We start from the raw sequence: 11,373 nt of genomic DNA on the forward strand, positions 1-11,373 counted from the left end.
ATGTAGGAGCGAGCTTCGCTCGCGATGCGCCGCGCGGGAGGCGCTCGATCTTTCACACACCACAAAACCCGCGGCATACCCAACGCGCGCCCCACCTTTCGTCCCCTCGCAAGAGAAATTTCCAGCCACCTCTTGCACAACAAATATTATGGTATACCATCAGACAGCAAGAGCTGATAACCCTCACCAGGAGCCACCCATGAGTTTCGAAATCCGCAAGATCGTCACCTACTCCGAAGAGACCCGCATCGAAGGCGGCAAGGCCACCGACAAGCCGGTGACCATGGTCGGCCTGGCCGTGGTGATCAAGAACCCATGGGCCGGTCGCGGTTTCGTTGAGGATCTGAAGCCGGAAATCCGCGCCAACTGCTCGGACCTGGGTGCCCTGATGGTCGAGCGCCTGACAGCTGCCATCGGCGGCGCCGACAAGATCGAAGCCTACGGCAAGGCCGCAGTCGTCGGCGCCGACGGCGAAATCGAACACGCCTCGGCGGTGATCCACACCCTGCGCTTCGGCAACCACTACCGCGAAGCGGTACAGGCCAAGAGCTACCTGAGCTTCACCAACAAGCGCGGTGGCCCGGGCACCTCGATCCAGATCCCGATGATGCAGAAGGACGACGAAGGCCTGCGTTCGCACTACATCACCCTGGAAATGCAGATCGAAGACGCCCCGCGCGCCGATGAAATCGTCGTGGTCCTGGGCGCCTCCGACGGCGGCCGCCTGCACCCGCGCATCGGCAACCGCTACATCGACCTGGAAGAACTGGCTGCCGAAAAAGCCAACGCTCAATAACAACAACCAAGACGGGCCGGGGCGTGGCGTGCTTACCCGCCGCGCCCGACCTTCAAGGAGCGCCCTCCATGATTCAGCCTGTCGCTGAACGCACCCCCGCCGGCACCAGCTACCTGTCCGTCGGCCAGGGCCAACCCGTGGTACTGATACACGGCGTGGGCCTGAACAAGGAAATGTGGGGCGGTCAGTTCGTTGGCCTGGCCAACGACTACCGCGTCATCGCCTACGACATGCTTGGCCACGGCCAGAGCGCGCTGCCGCCCGCCGACATCGGCCTGGAAGGCTATGCCGCACAGCTCGCCGAACTGCTCGACCACCTGCAGATCGCCCAAGCCACCGTGATCGGCTTCTCCATGGGCGGCCTGGTCGCCCGGGCGTTCGCCCTCAACTACCCGCAGCGCCTGGCTGCACTGGTAGTGCTCAACAGCGTGTTCAACCGCACCCCCGAGCAGAGTGCCGGCGTTATCGCCCGCGCCGCCCAGGCTGCGCAGTTGGGCCCCGACGCCAACGTCGACGCCGCGCTCGACCGCTGGTTCAGCCGTGAATACAAGGCTGCCAACCCGGCGCAGGTCGCCGCCATTCGCCAGGTGCTGGCGAGCAACGACCCGCAGGGCTACCACACCACCTATTCGCTGTTCGCCACCCAGGACATGTACCGCGCCGCCGACCTGGGCAGCATCCAGGTGCCGACGCTGATCGCCACCGGCGAGCTCGACTCGGGCTCCACCCCGGCCATGACCCGCCAGCTCGCCGCCAGCATTCCTGGCGCGCACAGCGTGGTCCTTGCCGAGCAACGGCATATGATGCCGGTGGAAGCACCGCGTGAAGTCAACAAGATGCTGCTGGACTTCCTCGCGCAAGCCCGCACCCTCACCGAATCCGCCAAGGGGATTGTTGCATGACCCTCGTTCGTTTCCAGATGTGCATCGATGGCCAATGGCGCGATGCCCAGAGCGGCAAGACCTTCGACAGCCTCAACCCGGCCACCGCCCAGGCCTGGGCGCAACTGCCCGACGCCGACGAAGCCGATGTGGAACTGGCCGTGCAGGCCGCCCAGCGTGCCTTCGACAGCAAGGAATGGCGCAGCATCACCGCCACCGCGCGCGGCAAACTGCTGCGTCGCCTGGGTGACCTGATTGCCGAAAACAAGGAACACCTGGCCCAGCTGGAAAGCCGTGACAACGGCAAGCTGATCCGTGAAACCCGCGGCCAGGTCGGCTACCTGCCGGAGTTCTTCCATTACACGGCGGGCCTTGCCGACAAGCTTGAAGGCGGCACCCTGCCGCTGGACAAGCCCGACCTGTTCGCCTACACCGTGCACGAGCCGATCGGCGTGGTGGCCGGGATCATCCCGTGGAACAGCCCGTTGTACCTCACCGCAATCAAGCTGGCCCCGGCCCTGGCCGCCGGCAACACCATCGTGCTCAAGCCGTCCGAGCACGCCTCGGCGACCATCCTCGAACTGGCCCGCCTGGCCCTCGAGGCCGGCTTCCCGGCCGGTGTGGTCAACGTGGTCACCGGCTACGGCCCCAGCACCGGCGCGGCGCTCACCCGTCACCCGCTGGTGCGCAAGATCGCCTTCACCGGCGGCGCCGCCACCGCCCGTCACGTGGTACGCAGCAGCGCCGAGAACTTCGCCAAGCTGTCACTGGAGCTGGGTGGCAAGTCGCCGAACATCATTTTCGCCGACGCCGACCTGGACAGCGCCATCAACGGCGCCGTGGCCGGCATCTATGCCGCCTCCGGGCAAAGCTGCGTGGCCGGCTCGCGCCTGTTGGTGCAGGACGAGATCTTCGACGTGTTCGTCGAGCGCCTGATCGCCCGCGCCAAGCGCATCCGCATCGGCAACCCGCAGGACGACGCCAGCGAAATGGGCCCTATGGCCACCGCGCAACAGCTGGCCGTGGTCGAAGGCCTGGTGGCTGCGGCCAAGGCCGAAGGCGCCAAGCTGCACATGGGCGGCAAGCGTGCCGAGGTCGAGGGTGACGGTTGGTTCTACGAGCCGACCCTGTTCGAGTGCGACAGCAACTCGATGACCATCATGCAGGAAGAGGTGTTCGGCCCGGTTGCCGCGGTAATCCGCTTCAAGACCGAGGAAGAGGCCCTGGCCATCGCCAACGACTCGCAGTTCGGCCTGGCCGCCGGCATCTGGACCCGCGACCTGGGCCGCGCCCACCGCCTGGCCCGCGACGTGCGCTCGGGGATCATCTGGGTCAACACCTACCGCGCCGTGTCGGCCATGGCGCCGATCGGTGGCTTCAAGAACAGCGGCTACGGCCGTGAAAGCGGCATCGATTCGGTGCTGGCCTATACCGAGCTGAAGACGGTGTGGATCAACCTGTCCACCGCGCCTATGCCCGATCCCTTTGTCATGCGCTAGGAGATTGCGCCCATGATCGAACCAGGCATCTACAAAGACGTGATGGGCTCCTTCCCGTCCGGCGTCACGGTGGTCACCACCCTCGACGCCGACGGTGGCATCGTCGGCATCACCGCCAGCGCGTTCAGCGCGCTGTCGATCGACCCGGCGCTGGTGCTGTTCTGCCCCAACTACGCCTCCGACACCTACCCGATCCTGCGTGACAGCAAGCAGTTCGCGATTCACCTGCTGTCCGCCGACCAGACCGCCGAGGCCTATGCCTTCGCCGGCAAGGGCAAGGACAAGGCCAACGGCATCGACTGGCACCTGAGCGAGCTGGGCAACCCGCTGCTGGCCAAGGCCACGGCGATCATCGAGTGCGAACTGTGGCGCGAGTACGACGGCGGTGACCACGCGATCATCGTCGGTGCGGTGAAGAACCTGGTGCTGCCGGCCGAGCCGGTGACCCCGATGGTCTACCACAAGGGCAAGCTGGGCGCCCTGCCCCCGCTGGGCTGATAGACCTCATTGGCTTCTTCGCGGGCTCGCCCGCTCCCACAGGGATCGCATAGGTGCTGAAACCTGTGCAGTACCTGTGGGAGCGGGCAAGCCCGCGAAGAACCCGACACCGATGACCCTGTTTCATTCCGGAGTACTGCACATGAGCAATGAAAAGTACGAAAAAGGCCTGCAGATCCGTACCCAGGTGCTGGGCGAGGACTACGTCAACCGCTCGATCCAGAACGCCGACGACTTCACCAGGCCGTTGCAGGAACTGGTCACCGAATACTGCTGGGGCCACGTCTGGGGCCGCGAAGGCTTGTCGCTCAAAGAGCGCAGCATGATAAACTTGGCCATGATTTCCGCGCTCAACCGGCCCCACGAGCTCAAGCTGCACATTCGCGGCGCCTTGCGTAATGGCCTGAGCCGTGAACAGATTCGCGAGATCCTGCTCCAGGTCGGCATTTATTGCGGCGTGCCCGCGGCGGTGGACAGCTTCCGCCTGGCCCGCGAAGCGTTCGCTGAAGCCGATGCGGAGCCAACCCGTTAACACCGGGCTGTTCGAACCCACGCAAGGAGCACCCCAGGTTCGTGGTGCTCTTGCGGTTGCGGCCGGGCAGCCTCTTTAAGAGCGCACTTGATGAAACGCCAGCCACTCGACGACAGCTTCAAGGTCAACCGCAACCCCGTTACCCTGCGCGAAATCGTGCTCGACAAGCTGCGCGCCGCGATCATGAACTTCCACCTGCTGCCAGGCGATCGCCTGGTCGAGCGCGACCTCTGCGACCGCCTCGGCGTCAGCCGCACCTCGGTGCGTGAAGCCCTGCGCCATCTGGAATCCGAAGGTCTGGTGGAATTCGCCGACGCCAAGGGCCCGCGCGTGGCCATCATCACCCTGGAAGACGCCCGCGACATCTACGAGCTGCGCTGCGTGCTCGAAGGCCTGATCGTGCAACTGTTCACCCTCAACGCCAAGGCCAAGGACATCCGTGCCCTGGAGCGTGCGCTGGAGGTTAACCGCGAAGCCCTCGAAGAAGGCGAGCTGCAACAGGTGCTGGATTCGGTACAAGGTTTCTACGATGTGCTGCTGGAAGGCTCCGGCAACCAGGTGGCGGCCCAGCAGCTGCGCCAGTTGCAGGCGCGCATCAGCTACCTGCGCGCCACCTCGGTGTCGCAGGAGAACCGCCGCGGCGCCAGCAACCGCGAAATGGAAAAGATCGTCGAGGCGATCAAGAGCGGCGACCCGCTGGTGGCCCACCAGGCCTCGGTCGACCACGTCCGTGCCGCCGCCAAGGTGGCCCTGGACTACCTGCGCCAGAAGCAGGATGACAACGTCAAGGTGCGCGACATGGTCGAGCCCCTGGCTCTGAAGGATCCACGCATATAAGCCACCCATAGGCCACTGATCATGCCCACCGCCCCGCGCTACTGCCCGCACTGCACCAAGGAACTGGCCCGGGGCGTTCCCACAGGCGACACCCACGAACGCCTGCACTGCAACGGCTGCGGCTATATCCACTACGTCAACCCGAAGATCATCGCCGGCTGCATCATCGAGCGTGATGGCAAGTACCTGCTTTGCCAGCGCGCCATCCCGCCGCGCCCCGGCACCTGGACCTTGCCGGCCGGGTTCATGGAGGCCGGCGAGACCACCGAGCAGGCGGCCCTGCGCGAGGTCTGGGAAGAAAGCGGCGTACGCGCCGAAATCGTCTCGCCGTACTCGATCTTCAGCGTGCCGAAGATCAGCGAGGTGTACATCATCTTCCGCGCCATCGCCACCGAGGAAACCGGGCAGTACGGGGCGGAAACGCTGACATACAGGTTCTTCGAGCCGGACGAGATCCCGTGGGACGAAATCTATTACCCGGCAATCCGGCAAATTCTCGAGCGCTACATCCTCGAGCGGCAGGCCGGGGTTTATGGCATCTACATGGGCAATGATGACACTGGCAAGGTGCACTTCATTCGCTAGCCTGGGCCGGCCTCTTCGCGGGTAAACCCGCTCCCACAGGTAGGGTGCACACCTTGAGCAATGTGCTATCCCTGTGGGAGCGGGTTTACCCGCGAAGAGGCCGGTACAGCCACCCAAAACGCTCGCCAAACGTCTATTCTGGATGCACCCTAAAGGCCTTATGCAAAAGGACCAGCAGAGCACATGGCAAAATGGCTAGACGGCGGCGGGCTGATGGCCGAACGCATCCGCAATCACGATTGGGCCGCCACCCCGCTGGGCCCGCTGCAGCAGTGGCCCGACCCGCTCAAGACCAGCCTGGCCCTGTGCCTGGCCTCGCGCTTCCCACAAGCCGTGCTTTGGGGCCCCGACCTGCTCACCCTGCACAACGACGCGTTCTCGCAGATTCTCGGGCAAAAGCCCTCAGCCCTGGGCATCCCCTTCCGCGCCGTTTGGCAGGAAGCCTGGGCCGACATCGGCCACATGGCCAACCGCGCCTTGGCCGGCGAGGCGGTATACATTGAAGACTTCCCGCTCATCATCGACCGCAACGGCAGCCCCGAACGGGCCTATTTCACCTTCTGCTACAGCCCCATCCGCGACCATGACGGCAAGGTGCTGGGCATGCTCGACACGGTCACCGAAACCACCGCCAGCGTGCTCGCCAACCAGCGCCTGAACTTCCTCGACGACCTGGGCCGTGCCGTGGCCGACGCCACCGACCCGGACCAGATCCTCGCCATTACCACGCGCATGCTGGTCGAGCACCTGCAACTGTCGAGTTGCGGCTATGCGGTGATGGACCCCGACGAAGATGGCTTCACCATCTGCGGTGACGCCGTGGCGCCCGGCTCGCCGCATCTGCTGGGCCGCTACCAGCTGCAGGACTTCGGCAAGCTGGCGCTCGGCCGACTGCGCAGTGGCCTGCCGTTGGTCATCCAGGACAACCTGAGCGAGCTGCCCCCGGAGGAAGCTGCCAGCTTCCAGGCCATCGGCATTACCGCGACCATTTGCATGCCCCTGATCAAGAGCGGCCGATTGACCGCGCTGATGGCCATCCACGACAAGACGCCACGGAAATGGACCCACTATGAACAGGCGCTGATCAGCGAAGTCACCGAGCGCTCCTGGGCGCATATCCAGCGGGTGCAGGCCCACGCCGAAGTGCGCGAGGCCATGGCTGCACTGGAGGCGCTGAATGCCACCCTCGAACAGCGCGTGGACGAGCGCACCACCCAGTTGCTGCACACCGAAGCCGTGCTACGTCAGACCCAGAAGCTTGAAGCCATCGGCCAGCTGACCGGCGGCGTGGCCCATGACTTCAACAACCTGCTGACCATCATTCGCTCGTCGCTGCACTTTCTGCAGCGCCCCAACCTCGACGCACAGCGCCGCGAACGCTACCTCAAGACCATGTCCGACACCGTCGAGCGCGGTACCAAGCTGACCGGCCAGTTGCTGGCCTTCGCCCGCCGCCAGGCCCTGAGCCCGCAAGTGTTCGAGGCAGGGCCACGGCTGGAGGCCATGGCCGACATGCTCGACACCGCCACCGGTGCGCGGATCCAGGTCGAGCTGCAATTGCCACAGGCGCCTTGCCATATCCGCGCCGACCTCAACCAGCTGGAAACCGCCGTAATCAACCTGATGCTCAACGGCCGCGATGCAATGGCCGGCGAAGGCACCTTGCAGTTGCGCCTGCAGGCCGACCAGCGGCTGCCTGCCCTGCGCGGCCAGGCACCACAGCCGGGCCCGTTCGCGGCGATTTCAGTGAGCGACAGCGGTGTCGGCATTGCCGACGAACTGCTCGAGCGCATCTTCGACCCGTTCTTCACCACCAAGGCACCAGGTGAAGGCACCGGGCTCGGGCTGTCGCAAGTGTTCGGGTTTGCCAAGCAGTCCGGGGGCGATGTGCAGGTGAGCAGTGTCGTCGGCCAGGGCACCACCTTTACCTTGTACCTGCCCCAGGAACCGCCGCCTGCGACCTAGATGGTCAGCGCCGCCCTTCGGCCAGCATGCGCACGGCCAGACCTGCCAACACCGTGCCCATCAACCAGCGCTGAACTTGCTGCCACAAAGGGCGACCAGCGAGGAACACGGCGATCGATCCGGCCATGATCGCGATCAGTGCATTGACCGAAACGCTGATGGCGATCTGCGTCGACCCCAACACCAGCGACTGCAGCAGCACGCTGCCATGCCCCGGCTCGATGAACTGCGGCATCAGCGACAGGTACATGACGGCGATCTTGGGGTTGAGCAGGCTGGTGGCAAAGCCCATGGTGAACAGCCGCCGCGGGCTGTCGGCCGGCAGGTCGCGTACCTGGAACGGCGAACGGCCACCCGGTCGCAGTGCCTGCCAGGCCAGGTACAACAGGTACAGCGCGCCACCGATGCGCAGCACGTCGTAGGCAAAGGGCACAGCCATCACCAGGGCGGTGATGCCCAGCGCGGCGCAGAACATGTAGATGACGAAACCCAGGGCCACGCCACCCAGCGAAATCAACCCGGCCTTGCGTCCCTGGCAGATCGAACGGGAGAGCAGGTAGATCATGTTCGGCCCTGGGGTCAGGACCATGCCGAGGCAGATAAGGGCGAAGGTGAGCAGTTGCGTGGTTTCGGGCATGGAGCACGTCCTGGATGTGCGTTGAAGTGGTGCGAGTTTATCCGAGGCTTGGTCTGTCGTCTGTACTGGCTTGCCGGCGATGAGGCCAATGCATTCAACCCATTTGGCCGGCTATCAAGCCGAGGGCCACCGTGATCATCGCTACCCCCGACACCCGGCCAACCAGCTTCGCCGCCCCCGGCCGGGTGCTCAGCACGGCTTTGGCGCCATAGCCGACCAGCGAGTAGATCACCAGCGAGCTGCACAGGTGTACCAGGCCCAGCAGCAAGATCTGCAACGGCACCGGCCAGCTGGAGTGCGGGTCGGTGAACTGCGGCAACAGCGCCAGGAACAGCAGGAACACTTTCGGGTTCAGGCCGCTGACGCAAAAACCCTTGAATGCCCAGTGCGAACCCGACTCCCCCGCCCCATCCTGCCCGGCAGCCGGCAATGCCGGGCTCAGCAACAGGTTGCCACCCAGCCACAACAGGTAGCTGCACCCCGCCAGGGTCAGCAAGGTCAGCGCCAGCGGGTGGCCGGCCAGCAGGCTGCCGACCCCGGCTGCCACCACCAGGGTCGCGAGGAAATGCCCTGACAACATCCCCGCCACCGCGGGCATTACCCAGCGCCCGCGCATGCCGGCCGAAATGGCATAGGCCCAGTCCGCTCCGGGGGTAATCACGAACAGCATCGACACGGCCCAAAACGCCGTCAGAACACTGAGAGCCACTTGAATCTTCCTTTTTCCACTGCTTTGCGATGACGAAAGATTACGGATTCCGCCGAGGGATTTTCTTTCGTATATTCCCCACCAGCCCTCAATGACTGGAAGATCCTTTTCAATGGACAGGACAGATCGAAAAATCCTTGCCGAGCTGCAAAAAGATGGTCGGCTATCGGTGACCGAACTCGCTGACCGTGTGGGGCTCAGCCTGTCGCCCTGCCATCGGCGCCTGAAGGCACTAGAGGAATCCGGCGCGATTCTTGGCTATCACGCCCGCTTGGCACCGAGCGCCCTGGGGTTGAACTTTGCCGCGCTGGTCTTCGTGACCCTGCGCGAGGTCACCCGCCAGCCGGTAGCGGACTTTGAAGCAGCGCTGGCCGAGATCCCGCAGATCGTCGAGGCGCAGCGGCTGTTTGGCGACCCGGATTACCTGCTGCATGTGGTGGCCAAGGATTTGCCGGCGTTCCAGAAGCTGTATGACGAGCAGTTGACCAGCATTCCCAATGTGAAGCGGTTGAGTTCGACCCTGGTGATGAAAGAGGTGATTCAGGATCGGTTATTGCCGATGTAGGTGTTTCCTACAGTGCCGGCCCTTTCGCGGGTAAACCCGCTCCCACCTCGACCGCATTGACATCAAGTCATGCCAGTACCTGTGGGAGCGGGTTCACCCGCGAAAGGGCCGGTACAGGCGACCTTTTTATCTGCCCTGAAAACGCGCACGGCGCCCCACCAAAGCACACAGTTTCTCGCCTCCACAAGGCCCAAACCCCTCTAGCCCAAGCCCTCCCGCCCCGTGGCACCCTCCTTGCAACCGTCCCCCGCTTAACCTTTTGTCAGCCTTAGGTTTTTTAAGGTTTATGGGCACATATTTACTAATTTCTCGTTATCCCCGCGCCCCGCATCATCGCTCCAACAAGAACGCGTCGCCCTTCGCCGGCACGCCCCCGGGCAGTTCCCGATGCCCTACCTTGCCTTGGAGTCAGTCATGACCAGTGCAGCCAATTCGGCACCCCTCATAGAAAAACACACGATCGGCTACGTGCCCCCGCAAGACCGCCATGGAAAGGTAAGGGATCTGTTCACACTGTGGTTCGGCGGCAACATCGCGCCGCTGCCCATCGTCACCGGCGCACTGGGTGTGCAGCTGTTCCACCTGAACCTGGTATGGGGCATCGTCGCCATCCTCGTCGGCCACCTGGTCGGTGGCGTACTGATGGCGCTGCACTCGGCCCAAGGCCCGCAGATGGGCATCCCGCAGATGATCCAGAGCCGCGCCCAGTTCGGCTCGCTTGGTGCGCTGCTGGTGGTAGTGATTGCCGGGGTCATGTACATCGGCTTCTTCGCCTCCAACATCGTCCTCGCCGGCAAGTCGCTGCACGGTGTGGTCGATGCCGTACCGGTACCGGTGGGCATCGTCATCGGTGCGCTGGGCTCGGGCATCATCGGCATCATCGGCTACCGCTTCATCCACGTGCTCAACCGCATCGGCACCTGGGTGCTGGGTATCGGTATCGTGGTCGGCTTCGGCTACATCTTCAGCCACGTGCAGAGCGACGACTTCCTCACCCGCGGCGGGTTCAACCTGGCCGGCTGGCTGGCCACCGTGTCGCTGGCGGCGCTGTGGCAGATCGCCTTTGCGCCGTATGTGTCGGACTACTCGCGTTACCTGCCGGCGGACGTGAAGGTCAGCTCGACGTTCTGGACTACCTACCTGGGCTCGGCCCTGGGTTCGAGCCTGTCGTTCATCTTCGGCGCCGTGGCGGTGCTGGCGATCCCGGCCGGCATGGACACCATGGACGCCGTCAAGCTGGCCACCGGTACCCTCGGCCCGATCATGCTGGTGCTGTTCCTGCTCAGCGTAATCAGCCACAACGCCCTCAACCTGTATGGTGCGGTGCTGTCGATCATCACCCTGGTGCAAACCTTCGCCTACCGCTGGATCCCTACCGCCAAGAGCCGTGCCGTGCTGTCGCTGATCGTGCTGTCGGCCTGCTGCGTGGTGGCGGTGTTCGCCTCGGCGGACTTCATCGGCCACTTCGTCGACATGGTGCTGGTGCTGCTGGTGGTGCTGGTGCCGTGGACGGCGATCAACCTGATCGACTTCTATGCCATTCACAAGGGTGACTACGACATCCAGTCGATCTTCCAGGTCGATGGCGGCATCTACGGGCGTTACAACCCGCAGGCGCTGATCGCCTATGCGGTGGGCATCGTGGTGCAGATCCCGTTCATGAACACGCCGCTGTATGTCGGGCCGATTTCCGAGCATATCAACGGCGCTGACCTGTCGTGGCTGGTGGGGCTGGCGATCACTTCGCCGCTGTACTGGTGGCTGGCCAGCCGTGACAGTGCCTACCGTCGCCGGCAGATGAGTGCCAAGGTGGCCATGGGGCACTGATTCAACCTGTACCGGCCTCTTCGCGGGCTTGCCCGCTCCCAC

At 64.3% G+C, this 11,373-nt stretch carries 12 protein-coding genes; 10 read left to right on the top strand and 2 right to left on the bottom strand.

Annotated elements, in window-relative coordinates; genetic code table 11:
* Nucleotides 1-199: 199 nt before the first annotated feature.
* The 8 genes from M2S36_RS05450 (at nucleotide 200) to M2S36_RS05485 (ending at nucleotide 7,593) form a co-directional block, all read left to right on the top strand.
* Entirely contained in the window at nucleotides 200-796 is a 597-nt protein-coding gene (locus tag M2S36_RS05450) for an amino acid synthesis family protein (RefSeq protein ID WP_003258678.1), read from the top strand.
* Nucleotides 797-864: 68 nt separating this feature from the next.
* Nucleotides 865-1,698, top strand: a complete 834-nt coding sequence (locus M2S36_RS05455; RefSeq protein WP_207838135.1) for an alpha/beta fold hydrolase — start codon at nucleotides 865-867, stop codon at nucleotides 1,696-1,698.
* Entirely contained in the window at nucleotides 1,695-3,176 is a 1,482-nt protein-coding gene (locus M2S36_RS05460; RefSeq protein WP_207838132.1) for an aldehyde dehydrogenase, read from the top strand. Before M2S36_RS05455 ends, M2S36_RS05460 begins: the two co-directional genes overlap by 4 nt.
* A gap of 12 nt (nucleotides 3,177-3,188) precedes the next feature.
* Nucleotides 3,189-3,674 (top strand): flavin reductase family protein, encoded by a 486-nt coding sequence (locus M2S36_RS05465; protein WP_112252637.1) that lies wholly within the window; start codon nucleotides 3,189-3,191, stop codon nucleotides 3,672-3,674.
* Nucleotides 3,675-3,816: 142 nt separating this feature from the next.
* On the top strand, nucleotides 3,817-4,206 hold the full coding sequence (locus tag M2S36_RS05470; RefSeq protein ID WP_207838129.1) for a carboxymuconolactone decarboxylase family protein: 390 nt from the start codon (nucleotides 3,817-3,819) through the stop codon (nucleotides 4,204-4,206).
* Nucleotides 4,207-4,296: 90 nt separating this feature from the next.
* Nucleotides 4,297-5,043: a GntR family transcriptional regulator gene (locus M2S36_RS05475; protein WP_063913667.1), complete on the top strand. Its 747-nt coding sequence runs from the start codon at nucleotides 4,297-4,299 to the stop codon at nucleotides 5,041-5,043.
* 21 nt (nucleotides 5,044-5,064) lie between these two features.
* Complete coding sequence (locus tag M2S36_RS05480; RefSeq protein WP_207838127.1) at nucleotides 5,065-5,628, top strand: NUDIX hydrolase; 564 nt, start codon at nucleotides 5,065-5,067, stop codon at nucleotides 5,626-5,628.
* A gap of 183 nt (nucleotides 5,629-5,811) precedes the next feature.
* Entirely contained in the window at nucleotides 5,812-7,593 is a 1,782-nt protein-coding gene (locus M2S36_RS05485) for an ATP-binding protein (RefSeq protein WP_333956821.1), read from the top strand.
* 4 nt (nucleotides 7,594-7,597) lie between these two features.
* Here the strand turns inward: M2S36_RS05485 and M2S36_RS05490 are convergent, their stop codons facing one another.
* Together M2S36_RS05490 and M2S36_RS05495 are read right to left on the bottom strand one after the other, a co-directional pair.
* Nucleotides 7,598-8,230 (bottom strand): LysE family translocator, encoded by a 633-nt coding sequence (locus M2S36_RS05490; protein ID WP_207838123.1) that lies wholly within the window; start codon nucleotides 8,228-8,230, stop codon nucleotides 7,598-7,600.
* Between the two features lie 94 nt (nucleotides 8,231-8,324).
* Nucleotides 8,325-8,939, bottom strand: coding sequence for a LysE family translocator (locus M2S36_RS05495; protein ID WP_333956822.1), 615 nt, complete (start codon nucleotides 8,937-8,939; stop codon nucleotides 8,325-8,327).
* A gap of 112 nt (nucleotides 8,940-9,051) precedes the next feature.
* Here M2S36_RS05495 and M2S36_RS05500 point away from each other — a divergent pair, with 112 nt between their 5' ends.
* Nucleotides 9,052-9,504, top strand: coding sequence for an Lrp/AsnC family transcriptional regulator (locus M2S36_RS05500; protein ID WP_015270735.1), 453 nt, complete (start codon nucleotides 9,052-9,054; stop codon nucleotides 9,502-9,504).
* A gap of 414 nt (nucleotides 9,505-9,918) precedes the next feature.
* Entirely contained in the window at nucleotides 9,919-11,331 is a 1,413-nt protein-coding gene (locus tag M2S36_RS05505; RefSeq protein WP_063913672.1) for a purine-cytosine permease family protein, read from the top strand.
* The last annotated feature ends 42 nt before the right edge of the window (nucleotides 11,332-11,373 follow it).

It is taken from the genome of Pseudomonas sp. SF2, assembly GCF_036858055.1.
In the GTDB taxonomy this organism is placed as follows: domain Bacteria; phylum Pseudomonadota; class Gammaproteobacteria; order Pseudomonadales; family Pseudomonadaceae; genus Aquipseudomonas.

Excerpts from the sequence above, each read along its gene's own strand:
- M2S36_RS05465 (WP_112252637.1), top strand. The coding sequence starts at position 3,189 with ATGATCGAACCAGGCATCTACAAAGACGTGATGGGCTCCTTCCCGTCC.
- M2S36_RS05450 (WP_003258678.1), top strand. The coding sequence starts at position 200 with ATGAGTTTCGAAATCCGCAAGATCGTCACCTACTCCGAAGAGACCCGC.
- M2S36_RS05455 (WP_207838135.1), top strand. The coding sequence starts at position 865 with ATGATTCAGCCTGTCGCTGAACGCACCCCCGCCGGCACCAGCTACCTG.
- M2S36_RS05475 (WP_063913667.1), top strand. The coding sequence starts at position 4,297 with ATGAAACGCCAGCCACTCGACGACAGCTTCAAGGTCAACCGCAACCCC.
- M2S36_RS05480 (WP_207838127.1), top strand. The coding sequence starts at position 5,065 with ATGCCCACCGCCCCGCGCTACTGCCCGCACTGCACCAAGGAACTGGCC.
- M2S36_RS05470 (WP_207838129.1), top strand. The coding sequence starts at position 3,817 with ATGAGCAATGAAAAGTACGAAAAAGGCCTGCAGATCCGTACCCAGGTG.
- M2S36_RS05505 (WP_063913672.1), top strand. The coding sequence starts at position 9,919 with ATGACCAGTGCAGCCAATTCGGCACCCCTCATAGAAAAACACACGATC.
- M2S36_RS05485 (WP_333956821.1), top strand. The coding sequence starts at position 5,812 with ATGGCAAAATGGCTAGACGGCGGCGGGCTGATGGCCGAACGCATCCGC.
- M2S36_RS05490 (WP_207838123.1), bottom strand. The coding sequence starts at position 8,230 with ATGCCCGAAACCACGCAACTGCTCACCTTCGCCCTTATCTGCCTCGGC.
- M2S36_RS05460 (WP_207838132.1), top strand. The coding sequence starts at position 1,695 with ATGACCCTCGTTCGTTTCCAGATGTGCATCGATGGCCAATGGCGCGAT.
- M2S36_RS05500 (WP_015270735.1), top strand. The coding sequence starts at position 9,052 with ATGGACAGGACAGATCGAAAAATCCTTGCCGAGCTGCAAAAAGATGGT.